Here is a 17,962-nt window from a genome sequence, read left to right as displayed (position 1 = left end):
ACGACGAGACCTTATGGCCAATCCCAGCGCTAGCGCCTATAACGCAGACGCCATCGAAGTCCTCTCGGGCCTTGACCCGGTCCGCAAGCGGCCGGGCATGTACACCGATACCAGCCGCCCCAACCATTTGGCCCAGGAAGTCATCGACAACAGTGTCGACGAAGCCCTGGCCGGCCACGCCCGTTCGGTGCAGGTCATCCTGCATGCCGACCATTCGCTGGAGGTCAGCGACGACGGCAGGGGCATGCCGGTGGACATCCACCCGGAAGAGGGCGTGTCCGGGGTCGAGCTGATCCTCACCAAACTGCACGCTGGCGGCAAGTTCTCCAACAAGAACTACCAGTTTTCCGGTGGTTTGCACGGTGTGGGCATTTCGGTGGTCAACGCCCTGTCGACCCAGGTGCGCGTGCGCGTAAAGCGTGACGGCAACGAATACCAGATGACCTTCGCTGACGGCTTCAAGGCCAGCGAGCTGGAAGTGGTCGGCTCGGTCGGCAAGCGCAATACCGGCACCAGCGTGTACTTCAGCCCAGACCCGAAGTACTTCGACTCGCCCAAGTTCTCCATCAGCCGCCTCAAACACGTGCTCAAGGCCAAGGCGGTCTTGTGCCCGGGCCTGCTGGTCAGCTTCGAGGACAAGGCCAGTGGTGAGAAGGTCGAATGGCACTATGAGGATGGCCTGCGCTCCTACCTGGTCGATTCGGTCAACGAATTCCAGCGCCTGCCCGAAGAGCCGTTCTGTGGCAGCCTGGCCGGTAACAAGGAGGCCGTGGACTGGGCCTTGCTGTGGCTGCCTGAAGGTGGCGACAGCATCCAGGAAAGCTACGTCAACCTGATCCCCACCGCGCAGGGCGGTACCCACGTCAACGGCCTGCGCCAGGGCTTGCTGGATGCCATGCGCGAGTTCTGCGAGTTCCGCAATCTGCTGCCGCGTGGGGTAAAGCTGGCGCCGGAAGACGTCTGGGAACGCATCACCTTCGTGTTGTCGATGAAGATGCAGGACCCGCAGTTCTCCGGGCAGACCAAAGAGCGGCTGTCCTCGCGTGAGGCGGCGGCGTTCGTCTCCGGTGTGGTCAAGGACGCCTTCAGCCTGTGGCTCAACGGCCACCCTGAGCTGGGCATGCAACTGGCAGAGCTGGCCATCAGCAACGCCGGGCGTCGCCTCAAGGCCAGCAAGAAGGTCGAGCGCAAACGCGTCACCCAGGGCCCGGCCCTACCCGGCAAGCTGGCTGACTGCGCCGGGCAGGACCCGATGCGCGCCGAGCTGTTCCTGGTCGAGGGTGACTCGGCCGGTGGTTCGGCCAAGCAGGCGCGGGACAAGGAATTCCAGGCCATCCTGCCGCTGCGCGGCAAGATCCTCAACACTTGGGAAGTGGATGGTGGCGAAGTCCTCGCCAGCCAGGAAGTGCACAACATTGCCGTGGCCATTGGTGTCGATCCGGGTGCCACCGACCTGGCGCAATTGCGCTACGGCAAGATCTGCATCCTCGCCGACGCCGACTCCGACGGCTTGCACATCGCCACCCTGCTGTGTGCGTTGTTCGTCCAGCACTTCCGCGCGCTGGTCGAGGCCGGGCACGTATACGTGGCCATGCCGCCGCTGTACCGCATCGACCTGGGCAAGGAAATCTACTACGCCCTCGACGAAGCCGAGCGTGACGGCATTCTCGACCGGCTGGTTGCCGAGAAGAAGCGCGGCAAGCCTCAGGTAACGCGCTTCAAGGGCCTGGGCGAGATGAACCCGCCACAGCTGCGTGAAACCACCATGGACCCGAACACGCGGCGCCTGGTGCAGCTGACGCTGGACGACGTACAGGCGACCTGCGAGCTGATGGACAAGCTGCTGGCCAAGAAACGCGCCGGTGACCGCAAGAGCTGGCTGGAAACCAAAGGCAACCTGGCTGAGGTCATGGTTTGATTCGTCTGCTTCTGTCGGCCTGTCTGGCGCTGGTTGCCCTGCCAAGCCTGGCGGGCAATTGGCCGGAGCTGAAGCTGAGTGCCGAGCACCCGATCGACGGTATGCGCGGTGGCAACCTGTCTGGGCTGGCCCAATGCCGGGGCGGGCTGTGGGGCGTTTCCGATCGTGATGACGACCGCATCTACCGCTTCGACCAGCAGAACGCCACCTGGCGTGCGCAGCCGCTGACCTTCACCCCGCCACCCGCGCCGGAAAGCGGGCTGCCGTGGGGCTTGAAGTCACGTAACTGGGCGGCTTCCTACATACGTGGCGGCGAGCTGGATTTTGAAGGCATCAGCTGCGACCAGGCGGGCAACATGTACCTGGTCAGCGAGGCCCATGCCGCCGTGCTGCAACTGCCGCAGGAGGGCCAGCCGGACTGGTTGAAAATTGATCAGGCCATGGTTCGCCAGGCCAGGGCCAGCGGCATGCTGCTGAACTTCAATGCCCTGTTCGAAGGCTTGGCGATCAACCCGGCAGGCGATCGCCTGTGGCTGGCCGCCGAGCGTGAGCGCCGTGGCCTGGTGGCCATCGAGCGCCAGCAGTCGGTATGGACCTGCGGGCGCAGTTGCGTACTGCTGAGCGAGGCCGGGGTCGAGATGCAGCCGGCGCAAATGCCAAATGCCCGGGCCTTGTCGCGCGATTTTGCCGACCTGGCCTGGTTCGAGGGCAAGCTGTTCACCCTTGAGCGCAATGCCTACCGGGTATGCCGGCGTGACGCTGACAGCGGCAAGGTCGAGCGTTGCTGGTCGTTCGCGGCCGAGGCGTTGGAGCCCATGCGCCGTTACGATCAGCCGTTCGGTCTGGCCGAAGCACTGGTGATCGACGCCCACGGCGCCTGGATCGGTCTGGACAACAACAACGGCGACCGCGCCGATGGCGAGAGCCGCCCGATTGTCTGGCGCTTCGACGCGCCGGAAGGTGGCTGGAGCGCCAAACCATGAGCCAGGCGCCGGGCAAGCGCGCGGGGCGGGTGCTGATGGTGCTTGCCTGGGCGGCAGCCATGTTCCTGGCCACGCGCTTTTTTGGCCAGTGGGAAGACAGTCGGCGCAACCCCAACAGCCAGGTGCAGTCCGAGCATGGCCAAGGCTACATCGAGGTGCGTCTGCTCGGTAATGGCCAGGGCCACTTCGTTGTGGATGGGGCGATCAATGGCCAGGTAGTGCATTTCATGCTCGATACCGGTGCCACGGACGTTGCGATCCCCGAGGCCCTGGCCCGTGATTTGAACCTGGAGCGCGGCAGCCCGGTGCTGCTGAGCACTGCCAACGGTCGCACCGAAGGCTACCGCACGCGCCTGGCCAGCCTGCAACTGGGCGATATCCGCCTGCAGGACGTACGCGCCATCGTCGTGCCCGGCCTGGATGGGCCCACCGTATTACTGGGCATGAGTGCCCTGCAACAACTTGAATTTACCCAGCGCGGTGGCACCATGCTGCTGCGCCAGAACCTGAAATGACGAGGCCCGCATGAGCGACTCACTGGAACTCAGCCTGGACGGCGTCGAACGCCGCTCGCTGGCTGACTTCACCGAACAGGCCTACCTCAACTACTCCATGTACGTGATCATGGACCGTGCCTTGCCGCATATCGGCGATGGCCTGAAGCCGGTGCAGCGCCGCATCGTCTACGCCATGAGCGAGTTGGGGCTGGATGCCGATGCCAAGCACAAGAAGTCGGCGCGCACCGTCGGTGACGTGCTCGGCAAGTTCCACCCCCACGGCGACTCGGCCTGCTACGAGGCCATGGTGCTGATGGCGCAGCCGTTCAGCTACCGCTATACCCTGGTCGATGGCCAGGGTAACTGGGGTGCGCCGGACGATCCGAAGTCGTTCGCCGCCATGCGTTACACCGAGGCACGCCTGTCGCGCTACGCCGAAGTGCTGCTCAGCGAGGTTGGCCAGGGCACCGTCGACTGGGTGCCGAACTTCGACGGCACCTTGCAGGAGCCAGCCGTGCTGCCGGCACGCCTGCCCAACATCCTGCTCAACGGCACCACCGGTATCGCCGTGGGCATGGCCACCGACGTGCCGCCGCACAACCTGCGTGAAGTGGCCAGTGCCTGCGTACGCCTGCTCGACGAGCCCAAAGCCACCATCGAGCAGTTGTGCGAGCACATCCAAGGGCCGGACTACCCGACCGAGGCCGAAATCGTCACGCCGCGTGCCGAAATCCTCAAGATGTACGAAAGCGGCCGTGGCTCTATCCGTATGCGCGCGGTCTACCGCGTAGAAGACGGCGACATCGTCGTCACCGCGCTGCCGCACCAGGTCTCCGGGGCCAAGGTGCTGGAGCAGATCGCAGCGCAGATGCAAGCCAAGAAGCTGCCGATGGTCGCCGACCTGCGCGACGAGTCGGACCACGAGAACCCGTGCCGCATCGTCATCATCCCGCGCTCCAATCGCGTGGATGCCGACGAACTGATGCAACACCTGTTCGCGACTACCGACCTGGAAAGCAGCTACCGGGTCAACGTCAACATCATCGGCCTCGACGGCCGGCCGCAGTTGAAGAACTTGCGGGCGATCCTGGTGGAGTGGCTGGAGTTCCGCACCAACACCGTTCGTCGCCGCCTCCAGCACCGCCTGGACAAGGTCGAGAAGCGCCTGCACCTGTTGGACGGCTTGCTCACCGCGTTCCTCAACCTGGATGAAGTGATTCATATCATCCGCACCGAAGAGCATCCTAAGCAGGCGCTGATCGCGCGCTTCGACCTGACCGAAATCCAGGCCGACTACATCCTCGAGACCCGCCTGCGGCAGCTGGCGCGCCTGGAGGAGATGAAGATCCGCGGTGAACAGGACGAGCTGCTGAAGGAGCAGGCCAAGCTGCAGGCGCTGCTGGGCAGCGAAGCCAAGCTACGCAAGCTGGTGCGCAGCGAACTGATCAAGGACGCCGAAACCTACGGTGACGACCGCCGCTCGCCAATCGTCGAGCGCGCCGAAGCCAAGGCCTTGTCGGAAAACGAACTGATGCCGACCGAGCCGGTTACTGTGGTGCTGTCGGAAAAGGGCTGGGTGCGCTGCGCCAAGGGCCATGATATCGACGCCACCGGCCTTTCCTACAAGGCTGGCGACGGCTTCAAGGCCGCCGCTGCCGGGCGTTCCAACCAGTTTGCCGTACTGATCGACTCCACCGGTCGCAGCTACTCGCTGGCGGCCCACAGCTTGCCATCGGCGCGTGGCCAGGGCGAGCCGCTCACCGGCCGCCTGACGCCGCCACCGGGGGCCACGTTCGAATGCGTGTTGTTGCCCGAAGACGACGCGCTGTACATAGTGGCTTCGGATGCCGGCTATGGCTTCGTGGTCAAGGGTGAAGACCTGCAGGCCAAGAACAAGGCCGGCAAGGGCCTGCTCAGCCTGCCCAACGGGGCCAAGGTCATGACTCCGCGCCCGGTGGCCAATCGCGAGCAGGACTGGCTCGCAGCCGTGACCACCGAAGGCCGCCTGCTGGTGTTCAAGGTCAGCGATCTGCCGCAGCTGGGCAAGGGCAAGGGCAACAAGATCATTGGCGTGCCGGGCGACCGGGTAGCCAGCCGTGAAGAATATGTCACCGATCTGGCCGTGATTGCCGAAGGCGCGACCCTTGTATTGCAAGCGGGCAAGCGTACCCTATCTTTGAAAGCGGACGACCTGGAGCATTACAAGGGCGAGCGCGGACGGCGCGGCAGCAAGCTGCCACGCGGGTTCCAGCGTGTCGACGGGTTGCAGGTGGAAGTGCCGGCGTAATCGGCAGAAATGTCTGGAACGGCAATTTCAGCGCCGTTCCGGGCAGAAATGCTGGAGTCGGACGGTTATTTCGCGGATGATATGGCCCCTGTGGTGCCGGCGTGGCCGTGTGCACGTTTGAATTTATATGTATCACTGCGGTGTGCCTGTAGGCGGCCGCCTGGATGGGATGATGAAATTTCTGCGCCTTCCATTTGCGCTGTTGATGACTGGCCTGCTGGGCCTTGGCGGGTGCACCATGCACCAGCCGGTTGCCCTGTACCAGCTAGACAGCGGTGATCCTGGCCAGCCGTCGCAGAGTGCCGGCATGGCCGTGGTGCTTGGCCCGGTATCGGTGGCCGACTACCTGCAGCGCGAGACGTTCCTGCAGCGTCAGACCGATGGCAGCCTCAGTGCGGCGACCGACGGTCGTTGGGCTGGCAGCCTTTCGTCGGATATCGACCAGCTGCTGGTACGTCAATTGGCTTGGCGACTGGACAGCCAGCGGGTAGTGCTGGCCCCGGCGACTGCTGGTTTTAGCCCCGACGTGCAAGTCTTGTTGTCGATCACTCGCCTGGACTCGGGCAAGGACCAGCCGGCCATCCTCGACGCCCAGTGGCGTCTGCTGGACCGTCGTGGCCATGTGCGTGACAACCGTATCGTTCACCTTGAGCAGCCGCACGAGGGCAGTGAGTCGTCGCAGGTGCAGGCCCAGGGCCAACTGCTGCAAAAACTGGCCGAGCAACTGAGCACGGCGTTGAAGCCGCTGGCCAACCAGCCGGCCATTGCCGAGGAGTCGCCTAAAAAGCCCGCTGCTCCGGTGCAGGTGAAGAAGGCGCCGGAGAAGTCCAAGATTCCGATGGCTTCGCCGATCCGTACCGACATGGAAGTCTATCGGTTCTGATCGAAGTGCCACAAAAAAGCCCGCATTGATGCGGGCTTTTTTGTGGCTTTCTGAAAGTGCCGGGGCTGCTGTGCAGCCATCGCCAGTTGTACGGGAACCAGGCTTGCCGACGATGGGGCGCTAAGCGGCCCCAGGCTGACTACCTCAGGCCCTGCGCTCGTGCATCCGCGCCAGCTGGCGTTCCAGCATCGATGGGTAGGGCTCCATCAGGCGTTCGACGCAGCAGGCACCCTCCGGGCTGGCAATCGGGCGGATACGCGCGCGCTGGCGAATCAGCGTGTCATCGCTGATCGGGCGCTCCACCAGCAACAGGTTGCGGCTGTGCTGCGACAGCGCCAAGGCATCCTGGGCCTTCTCTGCCATCAGCAGGTCGACCAGTTCCAGCCCGTGCAGGTCGTTGCCCAGCGCCAGACCAAGCTGCAGTTGCAAGGTGATGCCACTGTCAGCCACCTCGATTTGCAGCGCATGGCCCAGGGCCCGCAACAGTTCGCCGCAGCAAATGGCGTTGGTCAGGTAGTCCTCGCCACACACACGGCTATGGAACAGTACCAGGGTACTGCCGTCGTTCAGCGTATGGGTTTCACCGTCGTAGAGTGAGGCCGCGTGCTCCAGGCAATCGCTGTAGCGCTCGGTTAGCTCAGTCAGGCGTGTCCGTGGCAGGCGGCGCAGTTGCTCCTGCGAACCCAGCTGTACGGCGAGCACGGCGCTGAATTGAGGCTCGTCAGACTCGACCACGGCGGCTTTTGGTGCATTGTCGTCGTCCAGCAGGCCGGCGAAGGCCTCATCGTCATCTTCGTCTTCCACGGCGGTTACCCGGGTGCGCGGCACAGCCTTGGGCGCCGGGGCCGCGTCTTGCAGGTCGTCGAACTGCTCGTCGTCTTCTTCCTCAGGCTCCGGCTCCGGCGGCGGTGGTGGCGCCAGGCGCGCATGCAGCTGGCGAGCAATGTCGCCGATCTCGTCCTGGCGGTCGGTGGCCGGGGTGTAGTGCTGCGGGTCGCGCAGCCACACCCGTAGCTGCAGCAACGGCAGCGTGATGTGGCGGCCTTGGCGCAGGCTCAGGGTTAGTGCCAGCACCAGCAGAATGGCGGCCAGGATGCCCATGCTCTGCAGGCTGATCAGCATCGGTTGCTGGAACTGGCTCATGTCCAGGCTGATGCGCAGTTGCCCGGCAGCCACGTCCTGGAAGCTGATTTTGGTCTGGTACACACCTTCGGCCTCGCCCAGCAGGCCATTGCGTGGGCGCTGGCCAGCCTCGGCGAGGATACGGTTGTCCACGCTGTAGATCGCTGCATGGGCTACCAATGGGTTCTTCACCAGGTTGCCCAACAGCACATTGAGGCTGAGGATGTCATTGGCTACCAGCAGTTCGGTCGCCGAAGTGGCCGTCTGCGTTGTCAGGCTCTGGCCCAAGGCATCGGCCTGCTCATGCATGGCCTGCTTGAACTGCAGGCCCATCACACAGGCGTAGATCACCAGTGCCAGCGCCACCAGGAAGATGTTGGTGCAGGCGATGCGCAGTGCCAGCGGCACGCGACGTTGACTCAGGGCACGATAGATCATCAGGAAGAAGTTGTCTGGTTTGACGGGCGTGGGCCGGTTCACTGAGCTCGGCTCTTTATGGCTTGAAAGTGGGGGGAGTATAGCGAGCCGGGTTTTGTCGGCAAAGTATCGTTGGCGCCCGATGGTCATGGAAAATCGGTAGAATGCGCATTTTTCATCGAAGCCGGAGCCAGGTTGTGCGCGAAATCGTCCTGATCAACATCACCGGTGAGGACCGTCCAGGTCTCACTGCCGCTATCACCGGCGTCCTGCTGCAGGGCGGTGTGAGCATCCTCGACATCGGCCTGGCGGTCATGCACGGCACCTTGTCATTCGGCATCCTGGTCGATATCCCGGACAACGAAGTGGCGACCGCACTGCTGCAAGGCGTGCAGGCCAAGGCCCATGAGCTGAACCTGCAGGCACGCTACACGCCGATTTCCGAGGCGGATTACCAGCACTGGGCCGATGGCCATGGCGAGGCGCGCCACATCGTTACCTTGCTCAGCCGCAAGATCACCCCCGAGCAACTGCAGCGGGTGAGTGCGGTCATCAGCCAGTACGGCCTGACCATCGAGCGTATCGAGCGCCTGTCGGCCCGTGTGGCGCTGGATGCCCACACCGACAAGGGTAAGGCGGCCGTTGAAATTTCCGTACGTGGCGTGCCGAGCGACGCCCAGGCCCTGCGTGCCGATTTCTTTGCCTTGGCTGAAGAGTTGAGCATCGACATTGCCTTCCAGAAGGACGACCTGTTCCGCCGTAACCGCCGCCTGGCGGTATTCGACATGGACTCTACCCTGATCGAAGCCGAAGTCATCGATGAACTGGCCAAGGCCGCTGGCGTGGGTGAACAGGTGGCGGCGATCACCGAGCGCGCCATGCGTGGCGAACTGGACTTCCGCGCCAGCTTCAAGGAACGCATGGCACTGCTCAAAGGCCTGGATGTAGGCGTGCTGGACGAGATCGGTGCATCCCTGCGCCTGACCGAGGGCGCCGAGAACCTTTTCGCTGAGCTCAAGCGCCTGGGTTACAAGACCGCGATTCTGTCCGGTGGCTTTACCTACTTTGCCCGCCAGGTGCAGGCGCGCCTGGGTATCGACTATGTATTCGCCAACGAACTGGAAGTGGTCGATGGCAAGGTGACTGGCGTGGCGGTCGAGCCGATCGTTGATGCCCAGCGCAAGGCCGAGCTGTTGCAGAAACTGGCGAGCGAGGAAGGCTTGCAGCTGGAGCAGACCATTGCCGTAGGTGATGGCGCCAACGACCTGCCGATGCTGTCGCTGGCCGGCCTGGGCGTGGCATTCCGCGCCAAGCCACTGGTGCGCCAGTCGGCCAAGCAGGCGATTTCTACCCTGGGGCTGGACGGGGTGCTGTACCTGCTGGGCCTGCGCGACCGCGACGCGCGGGGCTAGTTTGCCGTCTAATCTGCAGCGCCTGTGAAATCGAGCGCCGCCCGTGTGGCGCTCGATCTTACAGGCGCAAAATAAACCCCGACATGCACCCCAATGCTAAAACCGTAATCAAGCCTGCGCAGGCGCCGCCAACGACTGCCCCATGCGCACTGCGGAGCCAGCGCCGAGGCTTTCAGCCCACTTCACCTGCTCCGGCCCAAACAGCACGATGGCGGTCGAGCCCAGCTTGAAGCGGCCCAGCTCGGCACCTTTCTCCAGGTGGATCGGCGCACGGCTGGCTTCGTCGTAACGGAAGGTCTTCAGCTCGCGCTTTGGCGGCGTCACCAGCCCGGCCCACACGGTTTCGATCGAGGCGACGATCATCGCACCCACCAGCACCACGGCCATCGGCCCGCGCTCCGTATCGAAAAGGCAGACCACGCGCTCGTTACGAGCGAACAGCTCGGGGACGTTCTCTGCGGTGGTCTGGTTGACCGAGAACAGCCGGCCCGGCACATACACCATTTCGCGCAGGGTGCCGGCCAGCGGCATGTGCACGCGGTGGTAGTCCTTGGGGGACAGGTAGATGGTGGCAAATTCGCCGCCCATGAACGGCGCGGCCATGGCCGGATCACCGCCCAGCAGTTCCTGAGCGCTGAAACCGTGGCCCTTGGCCTGGAAGATGCGGCCGTGCTCGATCGGGCCGAGCTGGCTGACGGCGCCGTCGGCCGGGCACAGGATGGCGCCCGGGGTTTCGTCCAGCGGGCGGGCACCCGGTTTCAGGGCGCGGGTAAAGAACGCATTGAAGTGCTCGTATGCGCTCAAGTCCTCGACCAAGGCTTCGGACATGTTCACCTGGTAGCGCTTGGCGAACCAGGCGGTAAAGGCATTCTTGAACCAGCGCACGCGGCACTCGGCGATGCAGCCGGCCAGCCGGGACAGCAGGTGGTGCGGCAGCAGGTACTGGCTGATGATGAACAAACGGGATTTCATGCAGGTTCCTTAAACTTCTACAGGCGTGTCCGGGTGGTTGCCCCATTCGCTCCACGAGCCGGCGTAGGCCTTGACGCGTGGGTAGCCGAGGGCCTTGGCCACCAGATAAGTGAAGCCGGAGCGGCGGTGGGTCTGGCAATGGGTGATCACTTCCTTGTCAGGGGTGATGCCCAGTTGCTTGAGGACTTGTTTGATGTCCTTGCGAATGCGCAGGTGGTCGTTGAGGTCCATGCCGGCGGTCCACTCGAAGTTGATCGCCCCGGGGATGTGCCCGCCTTTGGCTGCCAGTACCTTCTCGCCGCTGAATTCCTGCGGGCCGCGAGCGTCCCAGATGACCAGGTCATCGGCGCCCAAGCGGCTTTGCAGGTACTCGCGGGTGGCGGTGGGGGCGGTGTCGATACGCAGGTGCACCGGGCTGTTGCCGCTGCCGGGCACTTCGGTGGAAAGCTTGTCTGCCGGCCAGGCCTGGATGCCGCCATTGAGGTAGTGGTAACGCGTGTGGCCGATCACGTCGAGTATCCAGATGAAGCGCCCGGCCCAGCCGCCGCCCTCATCGTCGTACACCACATAGACCGCATCGTCACGATGACCGAGTTCGCTGAACAGCTTTTCCAGATCACCCAGGGCTGGCAGCAACCCGGGCGCGGGTGGCTGGCCAAGCTGCGTGCGCTTGCCTTCGACAAAGCGCGCGCCAGGGATATGCCCGCTGACATAGCGGTTGGCGCTGCTCAGGTCGACCAGGATCAGCTGCGGTGAGTCCAGGCGTGGCAGCAGGTCTGCGGCGTCGATCACCAGCGGCAGGCCGGAAAAGTCAGTCATCCACGGTCTCCAGTGTGGAAAGAAGGGCGATTGTAGCGCAAGGCTCAGACTTTGCGGTTGGCAAACACCGACAGCGCCCGCTCGATGCATTGCGCGGTCTTGCCGAAGGCTTGCACGCTGATATCGGCCAATGGCCGGCAACCCTGGTCGGCCACCAGCAGCATCAGCACCTGGTCGTTGACCGCCAGCGAGCGCAGCAGCACATGTTCGCTGCGGAACAGGGCCCGCAGCGGTGCGGGTAGCAGAGCCGAGAACTGGCTGTGGTTTTCCGGGGTGATGCGCAATTGCCCGGCCTGGCTCAGCAGCTTTTGCAGCAGTTTGTTCTCCGATACCTGGAGCGCCAGCGCGCCAGCCTCCTTGGGCAGGCCGGCAATCTGCTGCACCCGCAGGGAGTCGCTGGCCTTGTCCAGGCCCAGCAGCATGATGCGTTGCATGCCGCAGGCGAGCAGGGCTTCCTTGGCCTGGGTGGCCAGGTGCACGGTATTGGTGAACGGGCTGGGTTGGGCCAGCAGGTGCTGGCACTGAGTGCGCCAGCGCGCCAGCTCTTCGCTGCTGGGCGGTGGCGGGGCCAGCATGTCCGGATGCGGGCGGCGCTGGTGCCACGGCCAGATCAGCGCTTCGGCCGGATGGAACAGCGCGTGTCGGGCGTGGCGCCGGGCGCTCGCGGCAGCCTGCTGGTGCACCTGCTGCTGGACGTCCTCCAGCGAGGTTTGCAGGTACAGCGCAGTCAGTAGCTGCCAGCGCAGCAGGTGCGGGTTGTCCCAGCCGACCTGTGCCGCCAGGGCCAGGTTGTTGGCCAGTAGTACGGTATTGGCCGGCTGGTTGAACCAGCGGCGCAGGCCGGGCTCGGCGTCCAGGCGGTGTTGCTGGCTGAGCAGGTCTTCGTCGCGGGCGATGCTCAGCACCTGGGCCAGTTGCTCGCGCTCTTCCAGCAGCAGGCGGTACCCCTGGGTGACCCACTGGGGCAAGCGCCAGTACTCGGCCATGGTCCGGCACAGCGCCATGATGCGCACGCCAAACAGTTCTTCCTCGACGTGGGCGGCCTCTTCCCCTTTATGGATAACCCGCAACTCCCAGGTGTCGAGCAGCTTGGGGTAGGCGAGGGCCAGCGGCCAGAGGGGTGACAGGAACAACAGGCTGCCCCAGTGAATTTCCTGCCACAGCCGCGCCAGGCGACTGGCGAACAAGCCGCTGGCCTGCTGCGAGGCGTGTTGGCTGATCAGCTGGAACTGGCTGAGCACCGGCGGGATCTCTTCGACAGGCACCGCAGGCAGGCGCTTGAGCAGTTCTTCACTGCGTTCCAGGCCCAGGCGGTTGAGGGCGACTTCCAGGCTTTCGGCGGGCTCTGCCAGGCTCGCATTGGTGGGATGATTGGCTTCGCGTATCACCGACAGTACCAAGGCCGGGCTATCCTGCATCAGTTCGGCGATGTCGCGCAGTGAGCGGCGGCTATCGTGGATGGCGGCCATGACCCGGTCGTAGCTATGCTTCGGCACGGGAATACGAACGCTTTCGAGCAGTTTTACCCAGGCCTCTAGCGTACGCGGGGCCTGAGCGGGCACCTTGGTTTCAATTGGCATATTGACATCAGTCCGAACTGGCTTTTCGTATTATGTGGCTATAGTCTGGCGCAGTTCTGCCGATAAGTAGAAGAAGAGTTTTAAAGCTCTCGTCTCTCCCCTTGACCACGACAGCAAGTGCTTTGAACCTATGGCTAAAATTATCGGCATCATCGTCGTATTCGCGAGCGTGCTCGGCGGCTACGTGCTCTCCCACGGCAAGATCGCAGCGCTGATCCAGCCGTTCGAAGTACTGATCATCGGCGGTGCGGCCTTTGGTGCATTCCTGCAGGCCAACCCTGGCCACATGACCATGCACGTCATCAAGAAGTCGATGAAGATGTTCGGCTCGCGTTTCAGCCATGCCTTCTACCTGGAGGTACTGGGGCTGGTATACGAGATACTCAACAAAAGCCGTCGCGAAGGCATGATGGCCATCGAGGCCGACATCGAGGACGCTTCAGCCAGCCCGATCTTTGCCAAGTACCCGACGGTGCTGGCCGACGAGCGCATGACCGCGTTCGTTTGCGACTACCTGCGCATCATGTCCACCGGCAACATGGCCCCCCACGAGCTCGAGGGCCTGTTCGACATGGAGCTGCTGAGCATGAAGGAAGAGCTGGAACACCCGTCCCACGCGGTGACCGGCATCGCTGACGGCATGCCTGGCTTCGGTATCGTTGCGGCGGTACTGGGTATCGTGGTGACCATGGCTTCGCTGGGCGAGGGTGACCAGGCGGCCATCGGCATGCACGTGGGTGCGGCGCTGGTCGGTACCTTCTTCGGTATTCTCGCGGCCTACGGCTTCTTCGGCCCGCTGGCCAAGTGCCTGGAGCACGATGCCAAGGAAGAGCTGAACCTGTACGAATCGATCAAGGCTTCGCTGGTAGCCTCGGCCTCGGGCATGCCGCCTTCGCTGGCGGTCGAGTTCGGGCGCAAGGTGCTGTACCCCAAGCACCGCCCGAGCTTCGCCGAACTGGAACAAGCGGTTCGCGGTCGCTGAGTCATGGAGAACAACCAGCCCATTATCGTCAAGCGCGTAAAGCGCTTTGGCGGCGGCCACCACGGCGGCGCCTGGAAAATCGCCTTCGCCGACTTCGCTACGGCGATGATGGCGTTCTTCCTGGTGCTGTGGCTGATGTCCACGGCCACGCCGGAACAGAAGATTGCGATTGCTGGCTATTTCAAGGACCCGATCGGCTTTTCGGAAAGCGGCACGCCCTATGTCATCGACCTGGGCGGCTCTCCTGAGCTGGCACCGGAAAAGACCATCAATCCGGAAGTGAAGTCCGAACCTACTCCCGACACCACGGTCGAGCTGAACAAGGAGCAGGTCGAGACCATGGCCGAGCAGGTCGAGCGCGAGCGCCTGGAGCTGCTGCTGCAAGAGCTGCAGAACAAGGTGGAAGAGAACCCGCAGCTGCAGAAGTTCAAGGACCAGATCCTGTTCGAAATCACCCAGGACGGCTTGCGTATTCAGATCATGGACGCCGAGAACCGGCCGATGTTCGACATCGGCAGTGCGCGCTTGCAGCCATACTTCGAAGACATCCTGCTGGCCATGGCAGACACCATCAAGGCAGTGCCGAACAAGATCAGCATCAGCGGCCACACCGATGCCAAGCCGTACGCTGGCAGCGGCGAGTTCGGCAACTGGGAACTGTCGGCCAATCGTGCCAATGCCGCGCGCCGAGCCTTGGTAGCCGGGGGTTACCCGGATGGCCAGGTGGCGCGGGTGGTGGGTTACGCCTCGTCATCGCTGTTCGACCGCAAGGACCCGTTCAACCCGGTTAACCGCCGTATCGACATCATCGTGCTGACCAAGAAGGCCCAGCGCAATATCGAAGGTGAGCAGGGTGCGCCGGAAACACCTCCAGCTGCGCCAACTGCTCCTGCAGCGCCAGCCAGTGGTGCTGCGCCAGGGGCTTCGGCACCAGCTGCCCCAGGGGCAAGTGAACAGCCACCGATGCAACCGCGTGAGCTGCGCCAGAAGCTGAACATCTTTGAAGATGGCACGCTGAAGATGGATGAAACCAAGGAGCAGTAGCTCCTTTGGTGGCATCAGGGCTGACAGGAGCTTGGCGGAAAGATTGAAGCGCCTGTGAGAGCGATACGCCGCGCGGGCGGCGCTCGATTTCACAGGCAGCGCAAAGCCCGCGGCGAGAGCAGCTGTTTCAAGTCAAGCTGGCGATGATCGAGCGGTAGCTGTTCATGCGCTGCGGCTTGATCCGCCCCTCGTCCAGCGCCTTGAGCAATGCGCAGCCCGGTTCGCGGTCATGCTTGCAATCGCGGAAGCGGCAGGTGCCGAACAGGTCGCGGAACTCGATGAAGCCATCCTCCACGTCGTCGCGGCTGACATGGCCAAGTCCGAACTCGCGGATACCCGGCGAGTCGATCAGATCGCCGCCGTTGGGGAAGTGGTACAGGCGCGCAGTGGTGGTGGTGTGAGTGCCCTGGCCCGACCATTCCGACAGGTCGCCAACACGGGTGCCAGCCTCTGGCAGCAGGCTGTTGACCAGTGATGACTTGCCCACCCCCGACTGGCCGACGAACACGCTGATGTGGCCGTCGAGCTGCTGTTGCAGGCGCTGCATGCCATCACCGTGGTGGGCCGAGACTTCCAGCAGCGGGTAGCCCAGCTCGCGGTACACCTGCAGCAGCGCATGCAGGCCAGGGCCGTTCTCGTCGTTGACCAGGTCGGCCTTGTTCAGCAGCAGCAGCGGGCGCAGGCCGGCGTGCTCGGCCGCTACCAGGTAGCGGTCGATCAGGTTCGGGTGTGGTTCCGGGGCCGGGGCGAACACGATCACGATCAGGTCGACGTTGGCAGCCACCGGCTTGAGTTGACCATGGTTGTTCGGCCGGCACAGCTCGGTGCTGCGCGGCATTTGCGCCACGATTACGCCGATGCCCTGGTTACCCGCACGCCACACGACACGGTCGCCGGTGACCAGCGCCGGCAGGTTGGCGCGCAAATGGCAGCGGAACACCTGGCCCGCGGTTTCGCCATCCTGGGCTTCAACTTCTACTTGCACGCCAAAGTGCGCGATCACCAGGCCCAATTGCTCTGGCCCCAGGTCGCCGCCTTCCAGTTCCTGCAGCACGTGCTGCTCGCGTTTGGCGGCGCGAGCGGCGCGCTCACCCTGGATTTTTTCGATCCGCCAGTTCTGGCGGCGATTGAGCTGGCGTTTGGCCATGAAAGTACCGTGAGAGAGGCCCAGGATAGGGCATTGAAAACGGCATGCAGTTTAGCACGCCAGACGTTGGACTATTTGGCTTAGCTCGTGTGTTGTGGCCGCGCAGTGAATGGGCGCGCCTTGGCCACTAGGCTAATATGACGGCCTATATGAGGAGCCTCTGCATGCAAAACCCACAGAACCTGATCTGGATCGACCTGGAAATGACCGGCCTGGATCCGGACAGCGACGTCATTATCGAGATGGCCACCATCGTCACCGACAGTGAACTGAACACCCTGGCCGAAGGCCCGGTGATTGCCATCCACCACAGTGATGAAGTGCTGGCGCGCATGGATGAGTGGAACACCCGCACCCACGGCGCCTCGGGCCTGACCCAGCGCGTGCGCGAGAGCCAGGTCGGCATGGCCGAGGCCGAGGCGCAGACCATCGCCTTCCTTGAACAGTGGGTGCCGAAAGGCAAGTCGCCGATCTGCGGCAACAGCATCTGCCAGGACCGACGCTTCCTCTATCGGCACATGCGCAACCTGGAAAACTACTTCCACTACCGCAACCTGGATGTCTCCACGCTGAAAGAGCTGGCCGCGCGCTGGGCGCCAGATGTGCGTGACAGCTTCAAGAAGGGCAATACCCACCTGGCGCTGGACGACATCCGCGAATCGATCGCCGAGCTGCGGCACTACCGCCAGCACTTCATCAAGGTGTGAGCCGTAATGGCGCAGATATTCTGTCTGCGCCCCCTTTTGGTGCCTTGGGCAACTGGTTAGACTGCGCGCCCTTCTCGCACGGACCTGCACCATGTTGTTGATGCTCTACCTCATCGCCATCACCGCCGAAGCCATGACCGGTGCGCTGTCCGCCGGGCGTCGAGGCATGGACTGGTTTGGCGTGGTGCTGATCGCCTGTGTCACCGCCCTGGGGGGCGGCTCGGTGCGCGACGTGCTGCTCGGGCACTATCCACTGACCTGGGTCAAGCACCCTGAGTACCTGGTGCTGACCAGCCTGGCCGCATTGCTGACCATCTTCATCGCGCCGATGATGCGCCGCCTGCGTTCGCTGTTCCTGGTGCTGGATGCCCTGGGCCTGGTGGCGTTTACCCTGATTGGCTGCATGACCGCGCTGGAGATGGGGCAGGGCATGCTGGTGGCGTCGATCAGCGGGGTGATCACCGGGGTGTTTGGCGGGATCTTGCGCGACATCTTCTGCAACGACATCCCGCTGGTGTTCCGCCGTGAGCTGTATGCCAGCGTGTCGTTTGCAGCGGCTTGGTTCTACCTGGGGTGCGTATATTTCAAGGTGCCGGCAGAGCAGGCGATGCTGCTGACCCTGTTTGGTGGCTTTCTGGTGCGCCTGTTGGCGATCCGCTTTCACTGGGAAATGCCCAAGTTCCACTACAACGACCAGCAGTGACGCAGTTTGCGGGCGCAACATGGCCCCTGTGGAGGCAACTGTCTTGCTCAATTTCTAGAATCTAGCGCGATTCCCCTGTGGGAGCGGGCTTGTCCCGCGAACACGGGCGAAGCCCGTGCCATGCACTGTGTTGGATTCGTCGCGGGCAAGCCCGCTCCCACAGCTACCCCGCAGGCTTGAGGCTGATGCAGTACCAGGGGAAACAACTGGCTTGCTCAGTTTCTAGAATCTAGCGCGATCCCCTGTGGGAGCGGGCTTGTCCCGCGAACACGGGCGAAGCCCGTGCCATCCATCGTGTTGGATGCTTCGCGGGACAAGCCCGCTCCCACAGGTACCCCCGCTGTCTTGAGGCTGATGCAGTACCTGGGGAAACAACTGGCTTGCTCAATTTTCAGGATCTAGCGCAATCCCTGTGGGAGCGGGCTTGTCCCGCGAACACGGGCGAAGCCCGTGCCATCCACCGTGTTGGATGCTTCGCGGGACAAGCCC

At 63.5% G+C, this 17,962-nt stretch carries 15 protein-coding genes; 10 read left to right on the top strand and 5 right to left on the bottom strand.

Features of this window, described 5'->3' with window-relative positions; genetic code table 11:
• Positions 1 to 13: 13 nt before the first annotated feature.
• The 5 genes from parE (at position 14) to OO258_RS21295 (ending at position 6,568) form a co-directional block, all read left to right on the top strand.
• Positions 14 to 1,918 carry a DNA topoisomerase IV subunit B gene (gene parE / locus OO258_RS21315; RefSeq protein WP_266032334.1) on the top strand — a complete coding sequence of 635 codons (1,905 nt, stop codon included), beginning with the start codon at positions 14 to 16 and terminating at the stop codon, positions 1,916 to 1,918.
• Positions 1,915 to 2,901: an esterase-like activity of phytase family protein gene (locus OO258_RS21310; RefSeq protein ID WP_266032333.1), complete on the top strand. Its 987-nt coding sequence runs from the start codon at positions 1,915 to 1,917 to the stop codon at positions 2,899 to 2,901. Before parE ends, OO258_RS21310 begins: the two co-directional genes overlap by 4 nt.
• A complete protein-coding gene (locus OO258_RS21305) occupies positions 2,898 to 3,416 on the top strand; it encodes a retropepsin-like aspartic protease family protein (protein ID WP_266032332.1) in 519 nt (172 codons plus the stop codon). Before OO258_RS21310 ends, OO258_RS21305 begins: the two co-directional genes overlap by 4 nt.
• Before the next feature lie 10 nt (positions 3,417 to 3,426).
• A complete protein-coding gene (parC, locus tag OO258_RS21300) occupies positions 3,427 to 5,685 on the top strand; it encodes a DNA topoisomerase IV subunit A (protein ID WP_266032331.1) in 2,259 nt (752 codons plus the stop codon).
• 172 nt (positions 5,686 to 5,857) lie between these two features.
• Positions 5,858 to 6,568, top strand: a complete 711-nt coding sequence (locus tag OO258_RS21295; protein WP_266032330.1) for a PqiC family protein — start codon at positions 5,858 to 5,860, stop codon at positions 6,566 to 6,568.
• Positions 6,569 to 6,712: 144 nt separating this feature from the next.
• Here OO258_RS21295 and OO258_RS21290 read toward each other — a convergent pair whose 3' ends face one another.
• The gene (locus OO258_RS21290; protein ID WP_266032329.1) at positions 6,713 to 8,170 is read right to left on the bottom strand and encodes an AhpA/YtjB family protein; all 1,458 of its coding nucleotides are present in this window, start codon (positions 8,168 to 8,170) and stop codon (positions 6,713 to 6,715) included.
• Between the two features lie 134 nt (positions 8,171 to 8,304).
• On the opposite strand from OO258_RS21290, the gene serB reads away from it, so the two are divergent.
• Entirely contained in the window at positions 8,305 to 9,519 is a 1,215-nt protein-coding gene (gene serB, locus OO258_RS21285; protein ID WP_266032328.1) for a phosphoserine phosphatase SerB, read from the top strand.
• 108 nt (positions 9,520 to 9,627) lie between these two features.
• Here the strand turns inward: serB and asd are convergent, their stop codons facing one another.
• The 3 genes from asd to OO258_RS21270 are packed head-to-tail and all read right to left on the bottom strand — an operon-like array spanning position 9,628 to position 12,890.
• Complete coding sequence (asd, locus tag OO258_RS21280; protein ID WP_266032327.1) at positions 9,628 to 10,491, bottom strand: archaetidylserine decarboxylase; 864 nt, start codon at positions 10,489 to 10,491, stop codon at positions 9,628 to 9,630.
• A 9-nt stretch (positions 10,492 to 10,500) separates the two neighbouring features.
• Positions 10,501 to 11,310: a rhodanese-like domain-containing protein gene (locus tag OO258_RS21275; protein ID WP_266032326.1), complete on the bottom strand. Its 810-nt coding sequence runs from the start codon at positions 11,308 to 11,310 to the stop codon at positions 10,501 to 10,503.
• A gap of 44 nt (positions 11,311 to 11,354) precedes the next feature.
• Positions 11,355 to 12,890 (bottom strand): HDOD domain-containing protein, encoded by a 1,536-nt coding sequence (locus tag OO258_RS21270; protein ID WP_266032325.1) that lies wholly within the window; start codon positions 12,888 to 12,890, stop codon positions 11,355 to 11,357.
• A 130-nt stretch (positions 12,891 to 13,020) separates the two neighbouring features.
• On the opposite strand from OO258_RS21270, the gene motA reads away from it, so the two are divergent.
• Positions 13,021 to 13,872: a flagellar motor stator protein MotA gene (gene motA / locus OO258_RS21265; RefSeq protein WP_110745948.1), complete on the top strand. Its 852-nt coding sequence runs from the start codon at positions 13,021 to 13,023 to the stop codon at positions 13,870 to 13,872.
• A gap of 3 nt (positions 13,873 to 13,875) precedes the next feature.
• Positions 13,876 to 14,916, top strand: a complete 1,041-nt coding sequence (gene motB, locus OO258_RS21260) for a flagellar motor protein MotB (RefSeq protein ID WP_266032324.1) — start codon at positions 13,876 to 13,878, stop codon at positions 14,914 to 14,916.
• 127 nt (positions 14,917 to 15,043) lie between these two features.
• On the opposite strand, the gene rsgA is transcribed toward motB, so the two are convergent.
• Positions 15,044 to 16,063: a small ribosomal subunit biogenesis GTPase RsgA gene (gene rsgA / locus OO258_RS21255; RefSeq protein WP_266032323.1), complete on the bottom strand. Its 1,020-nt coding sequence runs from the start codon at positions 16,061 to 16,063 to the stop codon at positions 15,044 to 15,046.
• Between the two features lie 164 nt (positions 16,064 to 16,227).
• On the opposite strand from rsgA, the gene orn reads away from it, so the two are divergent.
• Both orn and OO258_RS21245 read left to right on the top strand, forming a co-directional pair.
• A complete protein-coding gene (orn, locus tag OO258_RS21250; RefSeq protein ID WP_266032322.1) occupies positions 16,228 to 16,770 on the top strand; it encodes an oligoribonuclease in 543 nt (180 codons plus the stop codon).
• Positions 16,771 to 16,861: 91 nt separating this feature from the next.
• Positions 16,862 to 17,473, top strand: a complete 612-nt coding sequence (locus OO258_RS21245; protein ID WP_021783871.1) for a trimeric intracellular cation channel family protein — start codon at positions 16,862 to 16,864, stop codon at positions 17,471 to 17,473.
• The last annotated feature ends 489 nt before the right edge of the window (positions 17,474 to 17,962 follow it).

This window comes from Pseudomonas sp. DCB_BI, assembly GCF_026240995.1.
GTDB lineage: Bacteria > Pseudomonadota > Gammaproteobacteria > Pseudomonadales > Pseudomonadaceae > Aquipseudomonas.
This window is presented reverse-complemented; position numbering and strand designations above follow the sequence as displayed.